The sequence below is a fragment of the Marinomonas sp. THO17 genome (genome assembly GCF_040436405.1).
GTDB lineage: Bacteria > Pseudomonadota > Gammaproteobacteria > Pseudomonadales > Marinomonadaceae > Marinomonas.
Window position 1 is genome coordinate 747510 of the sequence record NZ_AP031575.1, and the last position, 26487, is coordinate 773996.

General features: G+C 46.3%; 23 protein-coding genes. 8 read left to right on the plus strand and 15 right to left on the minus strand.

The window, feature by feature from the left end; translation table 11 throughout:
• Window positions 1-305: 305 nt before the first annotated feature.
• From dusA to ABXS85_RS03510, 4 genes are all read left to right on the plus strand, one after another.
• A complete protein-coding gene (gene dusA / locus ABXS85_RS03495; RefSeq protein ID WP_353668665.1) occupies window positions 306-1343 on the plus strand; it encodes a tRNA dihydrouridine(20/20a) synthase DusA in 1038 nt (345 codons plus the stop codon).
• 5 nt (window positions 1344-1348) lie between these two features.
• On the plus strand, window positions 1349-2299 hold the full coding sequence (tal, locus tag ABXS85_RS03500; RefSeq protein WP_353668666.1) for a transaldolase: 951 nt from the start codon (window positions 1349-1351) through the stop codon (window positions 2297-2299).
• Window positions 2300-2485: 186 nt separating this feature from the next.
• Window positions 2486-2998, plus strand: coding sequence for a sugar O-acetyltransferase (locus tag ABXS85_RS03505; protein ID WP_353668667.1), 513 nt, complete (start codon window positions 2486-2488; stop codon window positions 2996-2998).
• 169 nt (window positions 2999-3167) lie between these two features.
• Window positions 3168-4295 carry a PQQ-dependent sugar dehydrogenase gene (locus ABXS85_RS03510; protein ID WP_353668668.1) on the plus strand — a complete coding sequence of 376 codons (1128 nt, stop codon included), beginning with the start codon at window positions 3168-3170 and terminating at the stop codon, window positions 4293-4295.
• Window positions 4296-4490: 195 nt separating this feature from the next.
• On the opposite strand, the gene ABXS85_RS03515 is transcribed toward ABXS85_RS03510, so the two are convergent.
• Entirely contained in the window at window positions 4491-4913 is a 423-nt protein-coding gene (locus ABXS85_RS03515) for an HPF/RaiA family ribosome-associated protein (protein ID WP_353668669.1), read from the minus strand.
• A gap of 121 nt (window positions 4914-5034) precedes the next feature.
• On the opposite strand from ABXS85_RS03515, the gene nhaR reads away from it, so the two are divergent.
• Window positions 5035-5925 (plus strand): transcriptional activator NhaR, encoded by an 891-nt coding sequence (gene nhaR / locus ABXS85_RS03520; protein WP_353668670.1) that lies wholly within the window; start codon window positions 5035-5037, stop codon window positions 5923-5925.
• A 114-nt stretch (window positions 5926-6039) separates the two neighbouring features.
• On the opposite strand, the gene ABXS85_RS03525 is transcribed toward nhaR, so the two are convergent.
• Both ABXS85_RS03525 and hrpA read right to left on the minus strand, forming a co-directional pair.
• Window positions 6040-6858 (minus strand): VacJ family lipoprotein, encoded by an 819-nt coding sequence (locus ABXS85_RS03525; RefSeq protein WP_353668671.1) that lies wholly within the window; start codon window positions 6856-6858, stop codon window positions 6040-6042.
• 53 nt (window positions 6859-6911) lie between these two features.
• Entirely contained in the window at window positions 6912-10787 is a 3876-nt protein-coding gene (gene hrpA / locus ABXS85_RS03530) for an ATP-dependent RNA helicase HrpA (RefSeq protein WP_353669749.1), read from the minus strand.
• Window positions 10788-10989: 202 nt separating this feature from the next.
• On the opposite strand from hrpA, the gene cysK reads away from it, so the two are divergent.
• Window positions 10990-11955, plus strand: a complete 966-nt coding sequence (cysK, locus tag ABXS85_RS03535) for a cysteine synthase A (RefSeq protein WP_353668672.1) — start codon at window positions 10990-10992, stop codon at window positions 11953-11955.
• Between the two features lie 81 nt (window positions 11956-12036).
• Here cysK and ABXS85_RS03540 read toward each other — a convergent pair whose 3' ends face one another.
• From ABXS85_RS03540 to ABXS85_RS03585, 10 genes are all read right to left on the minus strand, one after another.
• Window positions 12037-12834, minus strand: a complete 798-nt coding sequence (locus ABXS85_RS03540; RefSeq protein ID WP_353668673.1) for a class II glutamine amidotransferase — start codon at window positions 12832-12834, stop codon at window positions 12037-12039.
• Window positions 12835-12856: 22 nt separating this feature from the next.
• Window positions 12857-14725 (minus strand): VWA domain-containing protein, encoded by a 1869-nt coding sequence (locus ABXS85_RS03545; protein WP_353668674.1) that lies wholly within the window; start codon window positions 14723-14725, stop codon window positions 12857-12859.
• Window positions 14726-14774: 49 nt separating this feature from the next.
• Complete coding sequence (locus tag ABXS85_RS03550; protein ID WP_353668675.1) at window positions 14775-15254, minus strand: YcgN family cysteine cluster protein; 480 nt, start codon at window positions 15252-15254, stop codon at window positions 14775-14777.
• A 2-nt stretch (window positions 15255-15256) separates the two neighbouring features.
• Entirely contained in the window at window positions 15257-15550 is a 294-nt protein-coding gene (locus tag ABXS85_RS03555) for a YcgL domain-containing protein (protein ID WP_353668676.1), read from the minus strand.
• 26 nt (window positions 15551-15576) lie between these two features.
• The gene (rnd, locus tag ABXS85_RS03560) at window positions 15577-16722 is read right to left on the minus strand and encodes a ribonuclease D (RefSeq protein ID WP_353668677.1); all 1146 of its coding nucleotides are present in this window, start codon (window positions 16720-16722) and stop codon (window positions 15577-15579) included.
• Between the two features lies 1 nt (window position 16723).
• Entirely contained in the window at window positions 16724-17317 is a 594-nt protein-coding gene (recR, locus tag ABXS85_RS03565; RefSeq protein ID WP_353668678.1) for a recombination mediator RecR, read from the minus strand.
• 11 nt (window positions 17318-17328) lie between these two features.
• Window positions 17329-17655: a YbaB/EbfC family nucleoid-associated protein gene (locus ABXS85_RS03570; protein WP_353668679.1), complete on the minus strand. Its 327-nt coding sequence runs from the start codon at window positions 17653-17655 to the stop codon at window positions 17329-17331.
• A gap of 15 nt (window positions 17656-17670) precedes the next feature.
• Window positions 17671-19890 (minus strand): DNA polymerase III subunit gamma/tau, encoded by a 2220-nt coding sequence (gene dnaX / locus ABXS85_RS03575; protein WP_353668680.1) that lies wholly within the window; start codon window positions 19888-19890, stop codon window positions 17671-17673.
• A 218-nt stretch (window positions 19891-20108) separates the two neighbouring features.
• Window positions 20109-21110, minus strand: a complete 1002-nt coding sequence (locus tag ABXS85_RS03580) for a rhodanese-related sulfurtransferase (protein ID WP_353668681.1) — start codon at window positions 21108-21110, stop codon at window positions 20109-20111.
• Between the two features lie 169 nt (window positions 21111-21279).
• Window positions 21280-21972, minus strand: coding sequence for a 2OG-Fe(II) oxygenase (locus tag ABXS85_RS03585; protein ID WP_353668682.1), 693 nt, complete (start codon window positions 21970-21972; stop codon window positions 21280-21282).
• A gap of 85 nt (window positions 21973-22057) precedes the next feature.
• Between ABXS85_RS03585 and ABXS85_RS03590 the strand changes: the two genes are divergently transcribed.
• The gene (locus ABXS85_RS03590) at window positions 22058-23815 is read left to right on the plus strand and encodes a DEAD/DEAH box helicase (RefSeq protein ID WP_353668683.1); all 1758 of its coding nucleotides are present in this window, start codon (window positions 22058-22060) and stop codon (window positions 23813-23815) included.
• A gap of 161 nt (window positions 23816-23976) precedes the next feature.
• Here the strand turns inward: ABXS85_RS03590 and ABXS85_RS03595 are convergent, their stop codons facing one another.
• Both ABXS85_RS03595 and ABXS85_RS03600 read right to left on the minus strand, forming a co-directional pair.
• Window positions 23977-24567, minus strand: coding sequence for a TetR/AcrR family transcriptional regulator (locus ABXS85_RS03595; protein ID WP_353668684.1), 591 nt, complete (start codon window positions 24565-24567; stop codon window positions 23977-23979).
• 85 nt (window positions 24568-24652) lie between these two features.
• Window positions 24653-25417, minus strand: a complete 765-nt coding sequence (locus tag ABXS85_RS03600) for a DUF1499 domain-containing protein (RefSeq protein ID WP_353668685.1) — start codon at window positions 25415-25417, stop codon at window positions 24653-24655.
• Window positions 25418-25753: 336 nt separating this feature from the next.
• Between ABXS85_RS03600 and ABXS85_RS03605 the strand changes: the two genes are divergently transcribed.
• Window positions 25754-26461 (plus strand): DTW domain-containing protein, encoded by a 708-nt coding sequence (locus tag ABXS85_RS03605; RefSeq protein ID WP_353668686.1) that lies wholly within the window; start codon window positions 25754-25756, stop codon window positions 26459-26461.
• Window positions 26462-26487 lie beyond the last annotated feature (26 nt).

The window sequence follows — 26487 nt, forward strand, 5'->3', positions numbered from 1 at the left end:
AATAATTGATAATAAGAAACATTTTTCATCCTCTGAAACACAAAATAATGTTCAACTAACTATCCATTTTTGCCAAATACTTAATGCTCTCTTCATCTGTTCTCTCGAATGGGTGTGCATTTAGCGTTTGTCCAGTCCTACTCTCTTCTCACCGCGCATCCCAGAAAGAAAATTTCAATTCCACACTTTATACCAGGCTCCCCGTATCCCCATCCTGTAATTTTATGACATAATAACGACACTCATTTATCATGGCGTTGAGGGTTTGTGTTTCAGCGCCATTTTTCCACTACGACATTGATTGAATGCAATTAGACACGAGACTTAAGGCTGACGAGAAGTCAGCTAATACAAAGGATACACTGGATAGACGCTTCTCAGTTGCGCCCATGATGGATTGGACAACGTCCGATTATCGGGTGTTTGCACGCACCTTAACCAAGAACACCTTGCTGTACACGGAAATGGTGACCTCTGGTGCTTTGTTACATGGCCATCATCCCGAACGTTTTTTGCACTATGATGAATGTGAGCACCCTATTGCCTTGCAACTGGGCGGATCAAATGCCAAAGAATTAGGTCAATGCGCGGCAATGGCCGAGCAATTTGGTTACGATGAGGTGAATTTAAACGTTGGCTGCCCAAGTGATAGGGTGCAAAACAGTTTGATTGGCGCCTGTTTGATGGCCCATCCAGACAAAGTCAAAGACGCCATGAAAGCCATGCAAGACGCCTGTAACATTCCTGTCACCATTAAGCATCGCATTGGTTTGGACGATCAGCAAGATTACAGTGTGGTGCGCGACTTTGTCGGTGACATGGCCACCACGGGAGTGAAGACTTTTATCGTGCATGCCCGTAATGCCATTTTGCAGGGTTTGAGTCCGAAGGAGAATCGTGAGATTCCGCCACTTAAGTATCATTATGTTCATCAGTTAAAAGACGATTTTCCAGACCTTGAAATCATCATTAACGGTGGCATTAAAACCCTAGAGGAAAGCCAAACACATCTGCAAAAAGTAGACGGTGTGATGATGGGCCGTGAAGCGTACCACAATCCTTGGTTATTGAGCCAAGTGGATCAAGTCATCTATGGTAACGCCCCTATGGTGAGTGATCGCTTTGAGGCCTTAGCCGCCTTTGTTCCTTATGTGGAAACAAGGTTAGCGAAAGGCGAGCGTTTACTGCACATGACGCGACACATTTTGGGCATTTTCCAAGGCCAAGCAGGCGGTAAACAGTTCCGTCGCTACCTATCGGAAAAGGGTCATAAAGCTGACGCACAGGTTAACGTATTATTAGAGGCCATTGAATTGGTCAAACAACATCAACACAAAGGATAAGAGCAATGAGCAACAAGTTATCTCAATTAAAAGAGTTTACGACCATTGTAGCCGATACGGGTGACATCACGGCAATCAAAGACTTTTTGCCAGAAGACGCGACAACCAACCCTTCCCTAATGCTAAAAGCCGCTCAAATTCCTGAATACGCGCCTTTCCTAGAGCAAGCGGTGGCGTGGGCGAAAACACAAAGCGACGACAAAGCACAACAAATCCTAGACGCGGGCGACAAGCTTGCGGTGATTGTTGGCTGTGAGATTCTGAAATACGTACCGGGTCGCATTTCCACTGAAGTGGATGCGCGTTTGTCTTTTGATAAAGACGCCACACTGGCGAAAGCCCGTAAGCTGATCGCCCTATATGAAGAAGCCGGTGTATCACGTGACCGTGTATTGATAAAAGCGGCGTCGACTTGGGAAGGCATCAAGGCGGCAGAAGAATTGGAAAAAGAAGGCATCAATTGTAACCTGACCCTGCTGTTCTCATTCGCTCAAGCACAAGCCTGTGCCGAAGCCGGTGTTTACCTAATTTCGCCTTTCGTTGGTCGTATCCTTGATTGGTACAAAAAATCGACTGGTCAAGATTACACGGCAGAAACCGATCCGGGTGTCTTGTCGGTGACGGAAATCTACAACTACTACAAGCAACACGGCTACAAAACAGTGGTAATGGGTGCCAGCTTCCGTAACATTGGTGAGATTGAGCAGCTTGCTGGTTGCGACCGCCTAACCATCAGCCCAGCCTTGTTAGACGAATTGAAGAAAGACGAAGGCACTCTTGAGCGTAAATTGGTGCCAGCCACTGAAGTCACACCAGCACCTGCAGCCATCACGGAAGCAGAATTCCGCTGGGCAATGAACGAAGATGCCATGGCAACGGAAAAATTGTCTGAAGGCATTCGCAACTTCGCGGTTGATCAGCGCAAATTAGAAGACACCTTGTCATCTATGTTGTAAAGCTGTCTTTGCAGTAAAATCTTCTTTACTGTAAAAACCGTCTTTGTTGAAAAAAAGACGATAAAATGCGAAACGCGACTTAGGTCGCGTTTTTTGTGTTTCCCCATAACGGCTTGCCATCCATCCATGATGTTCCCTATAGTCGTTTCGACAAACCATGACGATAAACCATGACAGAGTAAAGCGATGACGGAATTTGAGAAAATGATCTCAGGACAGGCGTTCAATAGTCTGGATAACGAGTTGAGACTAAAGCGCGAAGCCGCCCGCCTCGCCTGCGCAAAATACACGGCTCATCCCAGCAAAGGCAACCTTCGTCACATTACTCGTTTATTCGCCCAATCCACACAGGCCGTCATTGAGCCCGGTTTTCAATGTGACTATGGCGGTCAAATTCATTTGGGTAAAAACGTCTACATCAATTTCCATTGCGTGATGCTCGACAGTGCTCCCATTTATATTGGTGATCAGGTATTGATTGGCCCAGCGGCACATTTTTATACGGTGGATCATCCACGAGCTGCCGCACAAAGAGCGACTGGTGAATGTGTGGCTCGGCCTATTAAGGTCGGTAATAGAGTGTGGATTGGCGGTGGCGCTAAGCTGTTACCTGGTGTGGAAATAGGCGATGATGCCATCATAGCCGCCAATGCCGTGGTGACATGCAATGTTGCACAAGGCGAACGTTATTTTGGCTAAATTGCACAAATATTAATCCATTGTTAGCATATTGGCTCGATTAAGCACAGAGTACTGAACACTTCTTCAAACTGGGTAAGCAATCAGTAATAGTAGAGGAAATCACTTTTCAGCCGCGGTTTATTTGACTATTTTCTCTATACTGAACGGAAAATATCAGGGGGGCCAAATGCAAAATTGGATCATTCTATTTATCAGCTTATTATCCATTAATCTTTATGCAGACAACCTGCAAGAAAATAATGATGATAAGCCACTTAATGTTTCGCAAGTTGCCGAATTCGACGGCATTCCTTGGGGCATTAGCTTGCTTAATGACCAATTTGCTATTGTGACCATTAAGCAAGGTGAAGCTTATAAGGTCAACCTTTCTACGGGTGAGAAACAAGCCTTGAGTAATCTGCCAAAAGTCGATAGCCGTGGCCAAGGTGGTCTATTGGATGTGGCTAAATTACCGGACGACCTTGCTGCGCATGCTTCCTTAGACAATAACTGGTTGTATTTTACTTATTCCAAATCGACGGAAAAAGGCTCAGTGACCACACTGGCAAGAGCCAAACTGGAAGGCACTCAGCTAACCAATTGGCAAGACTTATTGGTTAGTGATTCCGCCACCGACACCAGTAAGCATTATGGCGGACGTATAGCCTTTGACGACCAGCAACATGTGTTCTTTAGCATTGGCGACCGTGGTGTGCGTAAAAGCGCACAAAACTTACAAAATCACGCTGGCAGCATTATTCGTCTTAATCTGGATGGCAGCGTCCCTGCAGACAACCCCTTTGTGTCTCACGCCAATATTCGTAATGAAATCTGGAGTTATGGGCATCGCAACCCGCAAGGATTATTCTATGACCGAGACACACATACTCTTTGGTCCAATGAACATGGGCCACGTGGTGGCGACGAAATTAATCTTATCCGTCCCGGTGCCAATTATGGCTGGCCAATTGTCTCCCATGGTAAAGAATATTGGGGCCCCATTAGTGTCGGCGAAGGCACTGAAAAAGACGGCATTGATAACCCGATAAAAGTCTACATTCCTTCTATCGCACCCAGCAGCATGATTAAGTACCAAGGACGCTTATTCTCCAACTGGAATGGCGACTTTTTATCCACCGCTTTAGCACTGCGTCATCTCAATAAAATTCATATTGAGCAAGATGGGAGCACTAAGGAAACGCGATATCTGGAAGACTTGAATGAACGTTTACGTTCCATCGCGCAAGATTCAAATGGCGTACTCTATTTGGGCACCGACTCAGGTAAGTTACTGAAAGTCACAATTCAGCCCTAGAACCATCTTAAAGCTGTTCTTAAAAACACAGCTCTTAAAAACAAGTCCTTAAAACATAGTCTATAAAAATCTTATCTCGCAAAAAATAGCAAAACGCCCACCCCGATAAAGGGTGGGCGTTTTTACCCTGCACTTTTTATTCGTTCTCCTTTTATGCGCTCTCCTTTATTTTGCTCTACTTTTTATTCAAGCAAATTAATAGTAAGCCGCATAATCTTCGTATTCGTAGTCTTCTAGATCGTCCCTAATAGTGTCTTTAGACTCTCCTTGCTGAGCCTTAACTCGACGTAATCGCGATTTAATGCGACTGGCTTTGTGCTGCAATCGCTCAATTCGCTTAGACACGGTGCGACTGACTTTATCAGCGGCAATGTCGATCGCCGCCTGCAAACTCGTTTGTTTATGATCAACAATAACGTCTTGCTTTCCATCCAGTTGAACAAACACTTGACAGCGTTTGTCTTCCCCACCTTTCGGTCCATTAACATCCGATAAGGTCACTACGACACGCTTAATTCGATTAAATCGAGCGTTAAGGGCGAAACCGATGCGACGCTTAACGTAGTTTTTAAGCTCTTTGGTAAGCCTCAAACGGCGTGACTGTACTTTAATATTCATTTTTCTCTCCCATATCCTAATGTTGGATAAGTAAAGTTGAATACTCAGTCTACATAAGCAATAAATGAAGTTATAATCGAATTATAATTATTGAATATCAGATTTTTTCGAGGTATTTTTCATGATTAATTTCAAGCACCTACATTATTTTTGGGTCGTCGCCAAACAAGGTAGCATTAATAAAGCCAGTAAGATTTTACACATAACCCCGCAAACCATCAGTGGACAAATACACTTACTGGAAGATCAATTGGGTACGACTTTATTTGAAAAAGTAGGCCGCCGACTGCAACTCACAGACATGGGGCGAATGGCACTTGGTTATGCGGATGACATCTTCGCCTTAGGCGGAGAATTAGAACAAAACATGAAGGGCAAAGAGCAGGATCAGACCCAGTTCTTACAGATAGGCATTGCCGATGCGGTGCCAAAATCCATCGCTTATCGCCTGATCAAGCCAGCGCTGAATCTCGATTACCCAGTTCGAATCGTCTGCAAGGAAGATAGCCTGCCCAATCTGCTGAGCAGACTGGCTTTGCATAAGCTGGATCTTATTATTGCCGATGGCCCAATCCCTGAGAATATTGGCGTGCGAGGCTTTAATCATAAACTGGGAAAATGCGGTATTTCCTTTATGGCATCGCCATCCTTAATGGCGCAACTGGTTGGGGAATTTCCATCCTGTTTAACAGGCGCTCCCATGTTAATCCCCAGTGATGCTTCGAGTCTGCATAACCCACTTTTTCAATGGTTGGACAAGCATCAACTGCAGCCCAAAATAGCCGGAGAGTTTGATGACAGTGCCTTAATGAAAGCCTTTGGCCAAGCTGGCGTGGGTGTGTTTGGTATTCCCTCTGCGATTAGCCAAGAGGTGGCCAAGCAATTTGATGTTGAATTAGTGGGGGTTACCAATGATATTCGACAGTCTTTTTACGCCATTTCGACACAGCGCCGTTTAACCAACCCAGCCATTGTCGCCATCAACCAAGCGGCGAGAGATTGGCTAAACTGATTTTTCCGCTGACTTGGATGAAGGCTAAAAAGTCAATGCAACAACACGAAAGAGCCTGTGACGCAATGCCCTAACATGCTATCCATTTTCCAATCTCTGCAGTATCAACTTTTATTAGGACTCGCTGCTGTCGTCACCCCAGCTATCTGTTGAATCGTCGCCCCAGCTATCGCCAGAGTCATCTCCCCAGCTATCGCCAGAATCGTCACCCCAACTGTCACCTGAATCACTGTCCGGCTTGGCTTGAGAGGATTGCTCAGGAACCTGACCATCGTAAATTTCAAATTCACGATTTTGTAAGTAGATATCACGAATGAAACTGTAGCGGTCACCAATGATAAGCGACTCAGCGCTCAGTAGTCCGGCTCGTGTTTTCACTATGTCGATCGCGAATAAACCCGTTTCTTCATCCGAATTCACATCCAACAGACTGACGCCATCATCGTAAGTCAAATCCACCGCAAGACCGGCACCGTCACGCACCGTCGATGGTCCAAAGAAAGGCAACACCAAATAAGGCCCAGAAGACACCCCCCAATAGGCGAGTGTTTGTCCAAAGTCTTCATCGTATTTTTTTAGGCCCATTTCACTGGCAACATCAAAAATACCAAACCAACCCGCGGTACTGTTGATGATGAAACGCCACGTGGAGGATGCGGTTTGATCCCATTTTCCTTGCAACAAATTATTGGCGATATTGCCAATCTCCCCTAAATTCGAGAAGAAGTTGCTCACACCTTTCTGTACAGGATTCGGCGTCACCGCTTTATAGCCCTTAGCAAGAGGCTTTAAAACCGCCCCATCTACCGCGTCATTAAAGCTGAACATGGCACGATTAAAGCCTTCCCATGGATCTTCCTCTGTCGCCGCCCATATTGATTGGCTAAGCAATAACAAACAACCAAACACCAACACATTGATACGATTAAGCATGTTTCATTCCTACCGATGAAAATACAGGCCAAAGACTACATTCTAGCCAATTTTTATGACACTAATTTTTTGACTTCTTGCCATTGTTTGGCAAGGCGTTTTGCCGAAATGGGCTCCAATGTTCCGACCGATTGCGCAAATAATGAAATCCGATACTCTTCTAACATCCAACGGTATTTCATGAGTTCGGGATCATACAAGGCTTTCTCATCATGGGCCTTTTTCTGTTTTGCATAAGTTTGCCATAGGCCTTCAAGCTCTGTGACAAACTGATTTTCTTTGTTTAAGTGGTTTTGAAAGCGTTCCAAGCGCACTTCAATGCCTTTGAAATAACGCGGCAATTGCCCTAGCCAATAGAGTGGCGTATTGCCAATAAAGCCAGGGTAAATAAGTTGTCCAAGCTGGAACTGAATGTCACCGTAAATGCGTGTCCAAGGCAAAGGAATATTGCCTTTCATACGCTTGGCGACGCCTTGATAAGAAGACAAGACACGATACAACTGCTCCGCCATGTCATTGGCTAGGGCAATCAAATTGCCTTTGTTGTCGGCCACACGCTCAACAAACTCATGCTTCTGGCGAGGCAAAGGACGTTGATCCAAAAACACTTTATCCAGAATGGCGTCCAGCAAATCCTCCAACAAAGATTCTTTCGGCCCCAATGGAGCGAAAATCAGCATGGACTCTTTGAGCTTAGGCAAATTCTTTTTCAAGTAGCGCACTTCCTTGTTCAAGGTCAGCTTGAGCAAGGTAATCACGCCCTTACGATGGGCTTCAATGGCCGTGCTTTGATCATCAAACATTTTCAATGCCACAGTGTCACCCTGCGACACCAGCGCAGGAAAGGCCGTCACCTTAATGCCTGCTTGCTTGATTTCTTGACGTTCTGCAATACCCTGCTCTGGCCATTCGGTGAGTCCTTCCTCTTCATGGGCCTTGGTGCCAAATTTAGCAAAACTTTCTTCTACCAGATCACTAAACTGACGTTGTAATTGCGCCAGATCTTTCCCCTGACCTAATACCTTACCACGCTCATCCACCACAGCTAAGTTGAGTGTCAAATGCGCATCCAGTTTGTCAGCATTCCATTCGTTTAAGGGAATGTCGATCAGGGTTTCGCGCTTAATCTGCAAGCTCAGTTGCTCCAGTAAATCCCCTTTTTCTTTCGATAAATTAGGGTAAATACGATCCACAAACTGAGGAATCGGTACAAAGCGACGACGCAGTACTTTCGGCAAAGCACGAATTAAAGCCTCACAACGTTCTTTGATGTAACCCGGCACTGCCCAACCCAAATCCTCAATACTCAACTGGCGTAATAAGCCCACAGGCACTTTAAGGGTCGCGCCATCCGTGGTTTTACCCGGCTCAAATTTATAATCAATAGGCAGGGCCACGCCATTTAAAGCAAAAGAATCAGGAAAGGCCATGTCATCCACCGCCACCTGCTGATTGATCAGATCCGCTTTGCTCATTAACAAGGCATCGGGGTGGGTTTTGATAAAGTGCTCAAGGCTTTTCAGATTGCGCACATTGTCAGGCAGACGCTGATCATAAAATTGGAACACGGCTTCGTCATCGACCAAGATATCGCGTTTTCTCAGCTTGGCTTCCTGGGTTTCCAAGTCGTCAATTAGGGCTTTGTTGTGACGATAAAACGCCAGCTTAGTGCGTAACTCTCCTTCCACTAAGCCCGCTCGAATGAAGATTTCCCGCGCCTCTTCCGGTTGCACATGACCATAATCCACACGGCGCTTAGGCACTATGATTAAGCCATATAAGGACACTTGTTCATTGGCCATAACACGGCCTTGATTGCGCTCAAAGTGCGGATCCAGATACTGACGCTTCACAAAAGGCCCTGCGTATTCTTCAATCCAAGCTGGATCAATGCGCGCCACCACACGGGCATAAAGCTTGCTGGTTTCCACCAGCTCAGCCGCCATCACCCATTGAGGTGGCTTTTTAAATAACATGGACCCTGGAAAGATAGACAGCTTACGAGAACGACAGCCCAACATGTCTTTGCTGTCGTCCATCTTGTTGGCCACCTGGGTAAACAAACCAGCCAACAAAGCCCGGTGAATGGCTTCGTAATTACGGGTGTGACTGGCTTTGTCTTTGAAACCCAGTTGCTTACAAGCGATCATAATTTGGCGATGTATGTCTCGCCATTCGCGCATGCGCATGAAGTTTAAAAACTGCTTACGACAGAATTGGCGTAATTGATTTTGCGATAGGGCTTGGCGCTGGGTTTCAAATCGCTCCCAAAGGTTGAGAAAAACGGCAAAGTCCGAGTCTTCGTCCTTGTCTTGCGCGTGCGCTTGATCCGACTGGGTTTTCTTATCTTGCGGACGCTCTCTTGGGTCAGCGATGGACAAAGCACTGACAATAATAGATACATCAGACAAGACACCATATCTCTCGGCAGCAATCAGAATACGACCTAATTTAGGATCAATTGGCAATTTGGCTAACTGGCGACCAATCGGCGTTAAACGATCTTTTTTCAAGGCGCCTAACTCTGTCAGAGCACGATAACCGTCGTTGATCATGCGTTTTTCTGGCATTTCCACGAAGGGGAATTGTTCTACCGCGCCCAATCTCAGATTCGCCATTTGCAAAATGACTGAGGCCAAATTGGTACGGAAAATTTCCGGATCGGTAAACTCAGGACGATTGTTAAAATCCGCTTCATCGTATAAACGAATACAAATCCCTTCCGCAACACGACCACAACGTCCTGCCCTTTGATTGGCACTGGCTTGACTGATTTTCTCGATGGGTAACTGCTGAACTTTGGAACGCACACTGTAACGACTGATGCGCGCTAAACCCGGATCAATCACATAACGAATGCCAGGAACAGTCAAAGACGTTTCCGCCACGTTAGTAGACAATACAATACGTCGTCCTGAATGGGGCTTGAAGATGCGTTGCTGCTCGCTGGCGGTCAGTCTTGCGTATAAGGGCAAGACTTCGGTAGAACGCAAATCAGCACGGCGTAAAAGGTCTGCGGTTTCACGGATTTCTCGTTCCCCCGGCAGGAACACCAAAATATCACCCGCACCGCGATAGCCTGAGTCTTTTTCTTCGGCAATTAACCACTCCACCGCATCCAAGATGCCCTGCTCCATGCTTTGATCTTCGTCCAACTCGGAATCGGCTTTGCTCAATAAGGGCTGATAACGAATTTCCACCGGATAGGTTCGGCCAGAGACTTCAATAATAGGCGCATCATCAAAGTGCTTGGAAAAACGTTCCACATCTATAGTGGCCGAGGTGACGATCACTTTTAAATCTGGGCGCACCGCCAACACTTGTTTAAGATAGCCCAACAAAAAGTCAATGTTCAAGCTGCGTTCGTGGGCTTCGTCTATGATGATGGTGTCGTATTGATAAAGACGTTTGTCTTGCTGAATTTCGGCCAACAAAATACCGTCTGTCATCAATTTAATCAGGGTGTTGTCGCTGCTTTCGTCACTAAAACGAACCTGAAAACCCACCTGTTCACCCAGTTCAACCTGCAGTTCATCACTGATGCGTTCTGCGACGCTGCGCGCTGCAAGGCGTCGTGGTTGCGTGTGACCAATCAACCCAGCTTGACCACGGCCTGCCTGCAAACACATTTTCGGTAATTGAGTGGTTTTTCCCGACCCTGTCTCACCCGCGATGATGACCACTTGATGTGCTTCAATGGCCTGGATGATTTCATCGGCTCGCGCCGCCACCGGAAGACTTTCATCGTAACGGACGTTTGGCATGGCAGCCAAACGAGCCTCATAACCTTGACGAGATTGCGCCACTAAGTCGGCTAACTCTTTGGTCAATTTATCGAACGGCAACCCGTCTTTTTGACGCTTGTCTATTTGCTCTTGCTTACGACTAATACGATGACGATCTTTGGTCATCACAAGATGATTTTGCATGGTGTCCAAACAGATTTCCTAATTGATTAGGTGTATTGAGTACGCAAAGAAAATGAAAGGCGCACTCATTCTATCGATATAGTTGCAAATTCTAACATTAATCCCTATGAAGAGGTTATAGTGAAGCAGTGCTAAACCGCTTACTTAAGGATTTCGACACCAGCAGCACTTCTCAATTCAACAAAACAAAAAGGATAATGCTATGTCTCATCAAGTATTCGAAGACAACTCTCTCACCATAGGCAATACCCCTTTGGTTCGTTTGAACCGCATTGGTAATGGCAATATTTACGCCAAGTTGGAAGCACGTAACCCAGCCTTTTCGGTAAAATGTCGCATTGGCGCCAACATGATTTGGGACGCGGAAAAGAAAGGCTTGTTGACTAAGGGCAAATCCATCGTTGAACCGTCCAGTGGCAACACTGGGATTGCCTTGTGTTTTGTGGCCGCCTCTCGCGGTTACCCTATTACCATCACCATGCCATCCAGTATGAGTTTAGAACGTCGCCAAGTAATGAAATCCTTAGGGGCCAACATTGTATTGACGGAGCCAGCCAAGGGCATGAAAGGGGCCATTGAAAAAGCACAGGAAATTGCCCAAGACGACAAGTTTGTGTTGATGCAGCAATTTGAAAATCCGGCGAATCCAGAAATCCATGAACAAACCACTGGCCCAGAAATCTGGCAAGACACCAACGGAGACATTGATGTATTTGTCGCGGGAGTCGGCACAGGCGGTACCATTACTGGCGTCAGTCGCTACATCAAACATACCCAAGGCAAAGCCATTACCAGTGTGGCAGTAGAACCCACCAGTTCCCCCGTGATCACCCAAACCCTAAATGGCGAAACACCAACCCCTGCGCCACACAAGATTCAAGGCATTGGCGCAGGCTTTGTGCCGAAAAACCTAGACCTATCTGTGGTCGACTTGGTAGAACAAGTAAGCAACGAAGACGCCATTGCCATGGCCAAACGCTTGATGCGCGAAGAAGGCATTTTATGCGGTATTTCTTGTGGGGCCGCGGTGGTTGCCGCAGAACGCTTAAACCAGCAAGCGGCTTATCAAGACAAAAAAATCGTGGTGGTATTGCCTGATTCCGGCGAGCGTTACTTATCAACCGCCCTGTTTGAAGGCGAATTCAGTGACAATGAGTTAGTGCAATAAACCCATCAATTGCACAACAGCAAGCCCCCTGTTTGAATCCTTTCAAACAGGGGGCTTGCCTTTGTTCATGATGTTTAAAACTCAAACTGCGTCACTCTGTTGTGCATAAATCTGCGCCACCACTTCGCCACCATCAAACACACACAATTCGCCTTCCTGCATTTGTTGCCAGGTTTCATCCTGTGTCAAAGGTTGTGTCGCAATCACGGTAACCACATCTTTGTCTGTGGTCACTTCTTTGAAATCCACGATGACATCTTCATCAGAAAGACTGGCTTTTTTGAATGGCGCACGACGGGTAATCCAATGCAATTTGGTGGTACAAAAGCAATAGAGTCGTTGGCCATCCGACAGCATCATGTTAAACACACCGCGCTCTTTTAATTGCGACGCCAATGCAGACAAGGTACAAGCTAGACTTTGCAGATCCGGCTCCACCTCGTCAAAACGCTTTTGCAGTTGTTCGATAATCCAACAAAAAGCCCGCTCTGAGTCTGTATTGCCTAATGGATGGGTTTTGTCGATTGCTAATTCGTGCGCCTTTTCCAATTGTCCATTATGGGCATAAGACCAGGTCTTTCCCCATAACAAGCGGCTAAAAGGGTGGGTATTGAGTAAGCAGACTTGGCCCACATTGGCCTGACGAATGTGGGTGATAACAATGTCACATTTGAGTGAAGTTTGACTCATCACTTCGGCCATATCGGAATCGGCACTGGGTCTTGGGTCATGAATGGCCCAGACATCCCCGTCTCGATACATGGCCATACCCCAACCGTCTTTATGGGGACCAGTACGGCCACCACGGGCACGCAAACCCGAAAAACTAAAACAAATATCCGTCGGCACGTTGGCACTCATGCCTAACAATTCACACATCTTGGTTTATCTTCACTCTCTTTCAATTATGTTTAGATTTACGGATACGACGATACAAGATTACGCCACCCGCTATAATGGCAAAACCACCTAGATTTAACGCAGCGTATAACATCCAATCGGTGGACGTCATTTGCTCAGCATCGTCTTCCAACGCCGCCAGCAAATCTTCGTCAGAGGCAGTTTGCTCCGTGTTTTCCTCGGCAATATTGTCACTCCCCCCTTCTACTTGCTCATCGTCGTCTTCCACCACGGACACCACGGGAGCCACAGCGACCGCCATGGCTTCACGATTTTCCGAGTTGGTTGGCGTCACCAATAAACTCGGCAAACCAGACTGCCCCTCTTGCGACACATTGGCCTTCGCCTCTCCATGACGGTCGAGATGCCATTGCGGCGTGGTGTATTCAAAACGTAACCCGGCTTGTGTCACGCCAAGCAATGTTGCTTGCACCAATAAATGATCGTCAGGGGAAATCGGCATGACTTTCTCCCAATACCCCTGACCAATTAACGGCATCTCTTCACGACGCTGCGAGCCATCCTGTTCAATGAATTCCAACATCACGCTAGAGCGCAACAAATTCAATTTCAAGTTCACAGGTTTGGCGGTTAAGGCCACCATGTCATCACTTGGTGTTGAACCGGAAAAGACAATCGCCGGATACAGGGTAAAAAATTGACTGAGCTGACGCTGGAAGGTTTGTCCATCCACCGAGCTAACCAATTCATAATTACCCGGCTCAGAAATACCTTCCAAACGCACTTTGAATTGGTTGTTGGTCATCTTCAAATCGTAACCTACAATAGGTTCTTTTTGCTCGCCATTCAGGCGATACAAGGTCTGTTCAACCTTCAACAAGTCCAATATCTGGGGATCTTGTACCAACACTCCGTCTTGGAATAAGCCAATAGAAGAAAAGATGGGTTCATTGACAAAAATTACTGGGGCAATCTTGGTGGCTTGTGCCCCCAGATCCGTTATCACACGGACGCTGCTTCGAGACAAATCCACATTCTTCACTTGCCAAATACCAGCCATAGGGTCTTGCACACTGATGAGGGTGTAATGATCTGCTGCCGACACAGCTACTTTTTCTCCTCCCACCAGAGGCAACACAGTATTATCCGGCAAAATCACTTCTGGTTGCTCACCTTTTTCATGGAACACCACCAAGGTCAGCTCATTAATCGCCTCATCCACCACAAACTGATCCCCTTCAAATGGCAATTCATCAGAGGGTGAGGCTTGTGAGAATATGCGCTCAAAGGTGTCCAGCAAATCTTGCGGCACCGCTACTTCGGTGTGGGTGGCGTTGGTTCGCAGCGACAAGTTTTCGAGCAACAATTTGTCTGTGTAGCCCGTCATGGAAATGGTGTGCAAATGAATATCAAGTGATTCAAGTTGCTGCACTAAATCATTCAGAATACGTTCACGGGAGGCTTTGTTTTCCGCTTCGTCTAAGCTGATGTCCACCATGCCATCAGTCACGAGAATCCAATGACGATCAAAACCCGGTTCTAAATCACCAGAATCCGGTGTTTCTAACAAGAGTTTTATAATGGCTTCCAGATCAGTTTTAACGTCTTGTGTAACATAGCTATTGACGTAATTGGCTACCCGCGCTTTGGTTTGTGCATTGACTGGCGCTTCTGGTACTAACACACGTGGCGCTTCACCAAACAGCCAAATGCCCAAGGTGGCTTTTTCATCCGGAGCAAGATTGGAAATAAGGCGTAACGCCTCTGAGGTCAGTTTATCCGGGTCACTGATCAACATACTACCAGAGGCATCGACTATCACACGAAATTGCGCGTCAGCATAGACAACAGGCGTTGCTAAGCCCAACCAAACCAATAACAACAGAGCACGTATTTTCAACCATTTCAAAACGCTGAACTCCTTTAATCACACTGCTGTCATCGAACCATATGGTGGCCTAACTCAAGTCATAAGGCTCCGGCATACCGTGCACCCATTTGATAATATGAGTGTCCCAGTCTTCTTCATCTACCGTATTTTCATTAACAGCATAGTGTTGAACAGTCAGCCCCTGACGGAGCATTTCTTTGTTGCTACCGACACGCAAAGGATGCCAGTTAGGCAACTCCTTGGTTTCATGCAACACACGATAACTGCATGTGTCTGGCAGCCAGTGAAACTCATCAATCTGATCTGGTGTCAGCGTAATACAACTTGGCACAATAGTCTGTCTTGTTTCGTAAACCTTGCACTGACAACTACTTACATTCAACTGATGACACGAAAGATTAGTGTAATATACTTCTTCCGTGTCTTCGTCCTGCAACTTTTGCAAACAGCATTTGCCACACCCATCGCAAATGGATTCCCATTGCTCAGAAGACATTTTTTCCAACGGCACTGTCTTCCAAAAAGGCTCGTAACGCTTTGCGATCATAACTAGTAAACAGCCTCAGTCGGCGTTTTGTATAGATCCAACAAGTAATCGTCTTTCGCAGGAGGCAATTGCAAATAAAAGCCTTGCTCACGAATGGCATCAATGACAGTTTGTGCCTCGGCGCGAGCCAATTTCTTTTCAGGTGTTAACAGCATGGTCATGGCGCTGATGCCTTTGCCAAAGCGCACCATTAAATCCTCAGGCACTTTTGACAAACCGCTTGCCTTCTCTACGTAAATATACATTTCATCGCGCTTTGAGGAGCGAAATATTTCAATAATTAATGGCTCTTTCATGATTTTCTCTTGGTTGCTTAGGCAACTCAATTGGCATTTTTAAACTTTTCTAAAATGGGCTTCACAATGACGTCTTGTCGCCAACCTGTCATGGCTGGATTCTGCCAATCCATAGCAGAACCATCAAACAAATGACGCACTATGGGATCCAGCAACTTACGCTTCATCATGGCTTCAGGGGCGATGCCTAAGGTCTCTGCACGACCTCTCACGTAGGCTTTTACCGCTTTGGTCAATTCCCCAGCCTGTGAAGGCAAAGGGGCTTCCAAAGCTTGCTGAAACTCATCCGTTGATAACTGTTTGACGATGGCCACCTTCTCCAGAATAGTATCACCGTACAATCGTTGCTGACGGCCCGTCATCTCTTCCGCATTGGACATGGCTTTGTGGTGCGTCGGCATGCTTTTCGCCAAAGCCCACAAGGTGCGATCTTTCAAAATCTGACCTTTTGGCACGTTTTCTTGTCGAGCTTGCTCATCACGCCAGATAAACAACAAACGTAACAGTGTCAAACTTTGTGGTGAGAGACGCCAAGCTGTCTTGACGCCTTGCCAGTTTTGCTCAGGATCGGCATTGAGCTGGAACTGCCATTTTAAAGATTCACAATCTTCCATGACCCATTCAAGCATTTTCTTGTCTTGCAAACGCGCCACTTGCAGCGGATAGACTTTGGCTAAATACACCACATCCAATGCGGCGTAGCGTTTTTGAGCATCGGTAAGCGGTCGCTGCGTCCAATCCGAGCGCGTCTCATCTTTGGCCACTTCAATGCGCAAGTATTCGTGAATCAGCTTCACATAACTTAATGACCATTGTGCACTGACATAAGCTTCCCCCACTTGCGTATCGTAGAAGGGGCTCGGCAAGACACCCAACAAACGATCAAACACGTCCAAATCTTCAGAGCAGGCATGAAACACCTTCATCACCGACGGGTTTACCATCAAGGCTTTCAATGGTGACCAATCGTCTATACCCAGCGGATCGATCAGTACCGCTTTCTCCCCTTCGCTGATTTGAATCAAACCTGTGATAGGGAAATAGGTGGTACGGCGAATGAATTCCGTGTCCACAGCAATAACAGGCAATTGCGCCCAATAGTCACACCAACTGGCCAAGGAGACATTATCCTCAACCCAAACAATATTTAATGTCTCTTCGAGATCATTCATTTTAGAGTGTCTTCCGTCCCTCTAACGCTAACGCCAGAGTATTGCCATCAACGTATTCCAGCTCGCCGCCCATTGGCACCCCATGAGCAATACGACTGACGTTAATGTTCAATGCTTTTAATTTCTCGGCGATGTAATGACAAGTCGCCTCACCTTCTACCGTCGAGTTGGTGGCAATAATGGCTTCTTCCACCTGATTTTTCACCACCAAGTCTTCAAGACGGTCTAAACCTAATTCTTCTGGGCCAATACCATCAATGGGGGACAAATGTCCGAGCAGCACAAAGTAACGCCCCCGATAGGCTCCCGCGGATTCAATGGCGACCACATCAGCAGGGGTTTCAACAATACACAAGCGTGTCGCATCACGCTCTGAGTCTTGACAGATTTCGCACTCTGACTCTTCCGTCAAAGTACGACAACTGCTACAACGCCCTACTTTGTCCAAAGCATCACGAAGTGCTAGCGCAAGCTTGTCGGCGCCTTGATGATCACGCTCTAAAAGATACAAGGCCATTTTCTGTGCCGAACGCGGGCCGACACCGGGCAAACAGCGCAAGGACTCAATCAATTGTGAAATCAGCGGACTAAACAAGATGTCGGCTCCTAGAAAGGCATTTTGAAACCGGGTGGTAGAGACATACCTGCGGTTGCCGCTTCCATTTTTTCTTTCTGATTTTGCTCTATGTTGCGTACCGCATCGTTGACGGCTGCGGCAATCAGGTCTTCCAACATTTCTTTGTCGTCCTCAAACAAAGAGTCATCAATGGACACGCGCTTCACATCGTGACGGCCTGTCATCACTACTTTCACCAGACCCGCACCCGCTTGGCCTTCTACTTCCATGTTGGCAATTTCTTCTTGGGCCTTTTGCATGTTTTCCTGCATTTTCTGCGCTTGGCGCATCATGTTACCCATTCCACCTTTAAACATAGTTTTGTCTCCAAATTAAGCTTTAACTTTTACCGAATCATAGACCAATTGTGCGCCCATCGCGGACGATAAGGCTTGCACAACTGGATGTGAATTCAAATGTTCAATTGCCACCTGTAGGGCTTCTGCCCGCTTACTGGCGGCAAATTCTTCTGCGGTTACCCCTTCGGTATCCTCCACAGTATCAATTATCAAAGGCACTGGCATGGCAAAAAAATCACTCAGCGCCTGTTGAATTTGTTCATAACGAACTTGGTTCAGCATGTGGCCATATTCCAATGGCACCTGCAAACGAATACCCTGATCACTGGCGTCCACCATACTGGAATTCATTAAGATGTTTTGCACCAAGCCTGTTAAAGGCAAACGTGGCGCCACCAGCCACCAGGTTTGCATGGTCAGCTCATTATAATGATTCAAGGGCGGCAATGGCATAGCCAAAGCGGGTTGCGCTATGGTGTCTGGCACTTGTGCTAAAGGCGAATCCGCCGCTTGTTCTCTCTCATCTTGTGTGGCGTTTGCTTCCGTTTCAGTTACCAGAGCCTCAACCAAATCCGCCGCGGGATTAAACGGATCTTCCACATCAGCAATGGCACGTTCTTCCGCTTCTTCTTCGTCTTCTTCCTCATCCTCGTCGACCACGTGATTCAAACTGTGTGATGTTTCCAATAAGGATTCAACTCGAGCAGAAGTGACTGGCTCTTGCTGAGCCTCTTGTGCTTTCGTTGCGGATACACTTGTTTCAGGGACGATTGTTTCAGGGACGATTATTTCAGGGGTAGAGGCCTCAGGGACATGAGCAGGCTCAGCCGATACTTCTTCTTCGGTTACCGCTAAAGGCTCTTTTTCAGCGGAAGGCTCTTCTTCGGCTGACGGCTCCCAAGGTGGACGCTCGGCGTCAGGCTGAGTCTTGTTTGAGACAATCTCTGATTGACTGTCCTTTATTTGAGTCTCTTCAGGAGCCGCTTTTACTGATGCAAGTGGTGTAGATACAGCGGACTCAGGTGTAACCGAGGCTGACCTTATCGTCGCTGAACTCAACTCAGTTTCGTCAGGTGTTTTTTTTTCTGCCGTGATGTTTTCTGCTGCGATGCTTTCTGCAGCAAAAGTTTCTGTAGGCGGTGCCTCATGACTCACCGTCATAGGTGGCGCAGGGCGAAAGGCAATCAAGCGCAACATCAACATTTCAAATCCCGCACGAGCAGAATATGCCAAATGCAGGTCACGGCGACCAATCAGCAAGCTTTGATACATCACCTGAATTTCTTCCGGATGAATGCTTTGCGCCAAGTGTTGAATGCGCGCCAAATCGCCAACTTGATCTGCTAAGGCACCCGGTACTTGCTGCTCAATCGCCACACGATGTAAGGAATCCAACAAGCTGCCACAAATGGCAGAAAAATCCGGTTGATAATCGGCCAAAGCTTCTATACGTGATAACACCTGAGCGGCATTTTTTGCGGCAACTGACGCCAATAAATCCAGTATTTGCGCCTGATTCACCAAGCCCAACATGGCAGTCACACCAGCCTCTGAAATGCCACCGTCACCAAACGCAATGGCCTGATCCGTTAAACTTAAGGCATCACGCATACTGCCATTGGCTGCTTGGCCTATTTGCCAAAGTGCAGGCTGATCAAAGGAGATTTGTTCACTGGTCAATACCGTTTGCAAATAATCTACCACGCGCTGTGGTGACATATTCTTCAAGTTAAACTGCAAACAGCGTGACAGAATGGTCACTGGAAGCTTTTGTGGATCCGTGGTGGCAAGCAAAAATTTCACATGTTCGGGTGGCTCTTCCAAGGTCTTCAATAAAGCGTTGAAAGAATGAGTAGACAACATGTGCACCTCGTCTATCAGATAGACTTTAAAGCGCCCACGGGTTGGTGCATATTGAACATTTTCTAATAGCTCACGAGTGTCTTCGACTTTAGTTCGAGACGCCGCATCCACTTCGATCAAGTCAACAAAGCGACCTTCAGCAATTTCTCGACAACTGTCACAGCTTCCGCAAGGCTCGGGTGAAATACCATTGGTCTCACAGTTTAAGCACTTTGCGAAGATACGAGCAATGGTAGTTTTGCCCACACCACGCGTACCCGTAAACAAATAAGCATGGTGCAAACGCTGCTGTCGCAAAGCGTTCACCAAAGCTTGAAGAACATGGTCTTGCCCCGCCATTTCAAGGAAGGTCTGGGGGCGCCACTTACGTGCTAAAACTTGATAACTCATTTTGAATTCTGGCTATTAGAAAGCGATTTTTCATTGTACGGCAGTCAACGCCATTGGGAAACCACTGAAACGCGAAAGAAAGCTCGGATGAGTATTTTTCATTCGCTTAACTTTGCTTAAATATCAATTGTTTGCAGTAAAGATGATACGAATAGGTGGTTCTTTAAACAAAAGGCCTACCGAATCAGTAAGCCTTGAGTAAACAACAAACGTGATATTTAAGCATTTGCCTGCTTGGCAGCACGAACCTTACGTTGACGCTCTTTTTCTGCCACCTTTTCCTGACGATGCTTTTCTACCGCATCCAATACATCGGCCCCTATGTGCTCTTCACCACGCTGACGAGCCAATTGCACTTGGCGCTCACGCTCTATAAAACGCTGACGTTGTTCATCTGTGTACTTATCAAAACAATGTACACAACTGACGCCTTGCTGATAACGCTCATCTTGCTTCTCTTCTTCGGTAATCGGCATACGACAAGCGTGACATTGATCGTACTCACCCTTCTCTAGATCGTGATTGACCGACACACGATTATCAAAAACGAAACACTCACCTTCCCACATGGTGTCTTCTTTTGGCACTTCTTCTAGATACTTAAGAATGCCACCTTCCAAGTGATACACCTCTTCAAAACCTTGCTCCAACATATAGGCCGTGGATTTCTCACAACGAATTCCACCGGTACAGAACATGGCCACTTTTTTCTGCTTTTTGGGATCCATGTTTTCAGCGACATAAGCAGGAAACTCACGAAAAGTTTCGGTTTTAGGATTGACCGCATTTTTAAAGGTACCGATTTGCACTTCGTAATCGTTACGCGTATCCACCAAAACCACATCAGGGTCTGAAATCAACTCATTCCAATCTTGTGGCTTCACATAAGTCCCCACCACACGCTTGGGGTCAATGCCCTCTACGCCCATGGTAACGATTTCTTTTTTCAGTTTTACCTTGGTACGGTAAAACGGCATGTCTTGGTCGTAAGACTCTTTATACACAATATTTTCCAAGCCGGGTTGTTGGTCCAACCAAGCCAGCATGGCATCAATGCCTTCACGACTGCCAGCAACAGTGCCATTAATACCTTCGCTGGCCAACAGCAAGGTACCACGCACGGCATTGTCTTCTAAGACACTCAATAAAGGTTCACGAAGGGATTCGTAATGGGGAAGTTCAACGAATTTATAAAGGGCACAAACGACTATGTTTGACATGATTTCTATCTCCTATGCGATCTGGAACGTAAAACCAGAGCAATTAATAACGGCGCGCATTATAGAGAGTTATGCCACATATTTCGAGCTTAGCGGGAAAAAATACCTGAATTTTAGCAAGCAATCAGCCTAGATCTGTTCCTATTTATCACTATTCCTGTTTCTCTTTCTACTGATCTGGATCGACAAACTGCCCGGTAGAATTATTGACACGAAACCAACCGGCTATACTGTGGCGAGTGCGCTTAGCTGGCAAGACTTGATGCGGAAAGGCTTCGCTGAGAAAGATGGCCAACCTACCTTGTTGAGGCAAAAAACGCCCTAACTCATGCTCAGAGTCGCGCTCATCATACAAAACCAACTCACCGCCGTCTTGTTGTTGCCAATCTTGATTCAAATACAAGACAGTCGATAAGACGCGATTGCTGCGCCCGTGGAAAGCATCCACATGCTTTTCGTAAAACGCCCCTGCCTCATAACGAGCAAAATGCGCTTCATAATCAAACAAGCCCAAAAACAAACGACGGTTCAAGGCTAGGCGCAAGGCTTCCATTGCGTTAAGAAAATCTCGACGAATGGGCCGATCCCCATCAATCCATTGAATGGTATCGCGACGAGCGTTCAAGCTCAGCTGATGATCTTGCTGACGACCAATCCCAGCTTGCAACATGTTGGTAGACTCAATACCCTGCGCTTCAGCCATCAAGGCTTGTATGAACTCACTGGAAAAAACATTATCTTGCACACTCCAGCCCTGACGTTGCAAATCCGTCAAGATATCAGTAAATACCTCTTCTCGTTCAAATAAGGACATGGCGCTTTCGTGGTAATGAGTTGCAGCGGATAAAGTTTCTCGGGGCATGGATTAATCACTTTCAAACAGGCAAAATGGCCAATCGCCCTATGATACGTTAGCAAAGCCATTAACACACCCAAATTTGTTTGCCATGAGTCAAGCTTTTCAACTTCGTGATTATCAAGTACAAGCCGTGGATGCGGCGCTGACGCATTTTCGTCACTCAGACGACCCTGCTGTCATTGTACTACCAACCGGCGCGGGCAAGAGCTTGGTGATTGCCGAACTCAGTCGCTTAGCCAAAGGCCGTGTTATCTGCCTGGCGCACGTAAAAGAACTGGTGGAACAAAACCACGCCAAATTTATCGCCACAGGGCAAAGGGCTGGTATTTATTCTGCGGGGCTCAACCAAAAAGTCAGCGACGACAAAACCGTGTTTGCTAGCATTCAATCTTTATCAGCCAATTTGGATGCCTTTGATCAGCCCGTCAGCTTGGTCATAGTGGACGAGTGCCATCGAATTGGCATGGACGACAAAGGACAATATTTAACAAGCTTGGCGCATTTTCAAAGACTCAACCCCAAGGTCAAAATTCTCGGTTTAACCGCCACGCCTTATCGTCTTGGCAGTGGCTGGATTTATCACAAACATTACCACGGTTATACGCGCCCGATAGACAAGCCCTTTTTTACACACTGTATTTACGAACTGCCCCTGCAACACATGGTGAAACAGGGGTATTTAACACCGCCTATCCACTTTGACGCGGCCATTGCCCATTACGACTTTAGCTTGCTTACAGAAAGTCTGGATGGCGAGCAGAGTAGTGATGACATCGCTCTCAACGAACTGATACACAAATACCCTCGGGTTACCCAAGCCATTTGCGAGCAAATCTTACAACTCAGTACAGATCGACAAGGGGTGATGATATTCGCGGCCACCATTGACCATGCTGAAGAAATTCTAGGCTATTTACCTGCCGAACAAAGCGCTCTGGTAACAGGCAAAACCAAACAAAAGCAACGAGATCAACTGATACAAGCCTTCAAAGCCAGACAAATAAAGTATCTGGTGAATGTGTCTGTGCTCACCACAGGGTTTGATGCCCCTCATGTGGATGTGATCGCCATTTTGCGCCCCACTCAATCCATCAGCCTGTTCCAACAAATTGTCGGACGTGGTCTACGCCTAAGCCCAGGTAAAAAAGATTGCTTGGTATTGGATTACACCAACAATGGTTACAACATTTTCCAACCGGAAATTGGCGACAAGCGTCCTACTAATGATTCGGTTGCCGTGCAAATCCATTGCCCTGAATGCGATTTTGCCAACACCTTCTGGGGACGAAAAGACAGTGAAGGCAATATCATTGAACATTTTGGTCGTCGCTGTCATGGCTTACTCGACACCCCAGATGGTGAACAAGAATGCCAATATCGCTTTAAGTTCAAACGCTGCCCGCATTGCAATGAAGAAAACGACATCGCGGCTCGTCAGTGCCAACATTGTGGTGAAAAACTGCTCGATGCGGACGATATGTTAAGAAGTGCACTGAATCTAAAAGACAACAAGGTACTACGTTGCGCTGGCATCACGCCAGAAATCAATCGCAATGACAACAGCCTCAAAATCACCTATCACGATGAAGACGGTCTTACCCTAGCGGAAACCTTCAAATTTCAATATAAGAAATCACGTCAATCTTTCAATGAGCTGTTTGCGCGCCGCATTGCCAGCGGCAGCCAAATCATAGAATTTGATAAAGCAGAACAAGTAGAAGCCTTTTTTGACTACTTGCCCACGCCCGATTTCGTCATCGCCAAAAAGAAAAAACAGCATTGGCAAGTGACCGAACGCTTATTTGATTACCAAGGACCCTATCGAAAAGCCAATCAGCTTAATTAATGCAAAGCCAATCAAGGCCACTCTCTATGCAACAAAAGCCAATCAGCTTAATTGATGCAAAGCCAATCAAGGCCACTCTCTATTCAACAAAAGCCAATCAGCTTAACTGATGCAAAGCCAATCAATTGGGTTAGCAAAATAACTTGCCAATCAAGGCCACTTTAGCCCGCCACTTTTCGGGCGGCATTTTGATAAGACACTTGGAAGGGTAAATTAAGACTTGTGATTCGATCTAAGGCGGCTTGGCCCAGTTGACCTTTTGGCAGACTTTCCAATAACACAAACCAATAATTCGCCACCATGTTTTGTGCAAAAATATGAGCCGTTTTATCATCCACCCCCACTTGCAAGAAGCGTTTCACAATACCATCGGTAATCACACTAATTTGCTTAGTATGAAACCCGCCCGTCACCACACTGTCCAGCAAAACTTCGCGGGTGAATTCCGCATACTCATCGTAAAAAGAAAACAGCACTTGCGCCATTTGCGTTAAGTAGTCAATGGGCGAAATGCAAGTCGATTGCGCTTGCGCACCCGCACGCAACGCTGCATCCATCTCATCAAAAAAGATGTCTTTGACCAGGGCCAATTTGTCGGGAAAATGAACGAACAAGGTACCCACAGCAATGCCAGCTTGCTGACTTAAATATCGGGTACTGGTGGCAGCAATGCCTTGAGAAAGAAAAGCCTGCTTGGCAATGGCTTTGATTTTGGAACGGGTTTGCTGTTTTTGTTGCTGACGAAGACTCACTGGATCATGCCCTTCAATGAATGACTCAACAAGCCTAGCTTATCTGATATTTAATGACGAGCAGATTTTCACTTATCAAACAGGATTAACGCACAGTATTTACCCTAGGTAAATTGATGCGTTCTAAGCGAACCTGCAAATCCTCCATAAAGGACTCAACTCGCTCTGCATTAACACCATAATCACCACGCCCCACACGAGAACAAGAGCGTATATCGATTCTTACCTCGCCATCCTCCATTTGCAGAATACGAATCGCCACATCATCACGGAAACCAAAAATTGGCGTACGTGCTGTTGCCTCAATCATACCCGCGGCGGGGTATTTGGCGACCACTTCCCAACCACGATCAGACACCATATCAGCGACGATAAAATACACCTGATCTTTGCTCTGATCAGTAAAAACAGGCTTAACATTTGGGTAGTATTTCTTCTGAATAGGTGCCCAATCAAGGTTGTAAGCAAGGTCATTTTCGTTGGAGCTGCGGATGAAATTTACGTTAATGAAGGAGGGAGGCATTTGGGTGTCTGTGGTAATGTCGTTAATGTGAGGCAGATCTGAACGTTTAAGGTAAAAACCAATCCACATGAAGCTGTATACCAGCGAGACCGTCAAGACCAAACAAAAAAAGCGCTGGGTGCCTACGTTTCTCTCTTTACGACAAGCGACTAAGGAAACAATCGCCAAAACAGACAACACCAAAGAAGCGTAAACACTGTCACGCAGCATGGAGAACCCCGTTATGGGCTCAAAAATTCCCACCCTTACACCAGCGATTGACACAAATGCCATACAACCAACTAGCATCAGAAGGATATATAGCACTGGAGAGATATAACGACTCATAAATAACTCTGGAACATTAAATTAATATCTCACACCTTAGCGCGCGAATGAGACAAGGAACAGCAAGAAAATACAGCTTCCAATTCATTCCTCTGTATTTGCATATTTTCTATCAAGCTTTCTTAAAGAAAGTGTAAATTTCCTTATACAGTATTAACTTAACCACTACAAAGATGGCATTGCAAGCACACTTTTTAGCATTTTCAATAACCAAATCGCTCACTTTTATCTGCGCTTGTCAACTTAGCCCCCATCCCAAAGAGCCTCTATATTAAGATAGACAAAACCATCAAAAACCTCATAATAACGCAGCGCTTCAAATCGGTAAGCTTATTCATGAAACCACTTTTTCCATTTCACGGGGTGGATCGCCTCAGGCAAGATTGCCAAGCGAACGCTATGCGACCTTTTATTGCACATGGTGCCAATGCAATTCGCTGCCCATCCTGCCTAATGACAGAATCCGCCTGTTTCTGTGATAAAAGAAAAGCTATTGAATCCCCTGTGGAATTTATTTTGCTGTATCACAGAGATGAAATTCACAAACCAACCAACAGTGGCCGCTTAATCGCTGATCTCTTCCCACAACACACGCAGGCATTTTTGTGGCACAGAACCGAGCCAGAACAGGCTTTATTGGATCTATTGGACGCGAGACAGCACAGCATCAGCCTGCTCTTCCCCAATACCAACACGGCACAACAGCAAGGCAGAACGCCACGCCTAATAGCAGACATTCAAGATCCAACACAGCAACCCCATACTTTTGTATTGCTCGATGGCACCTGGAAGCAAGCCAGCAAAATGTTTCATCAAAGTCTATGGTTACACAAGATACCGCATTTTGAAATTCAGCAAGCCGCGCAACGCTCTTTCCTGGTTCGTCATGCCAAACACGAAAAGCAATTTGCCACTGCCGAAATCACCGCCATGTTACTACACAATCTTGGATACGAAGACCAAAGCTTAAGGTTATTAAACTATTACCAAGTTTTTAACCAAGCTTGTTTAAGAAGCCGCAAACGCGGCAATGAAAATGAATAAACATACAGGATGCCACCCTGAAAAAA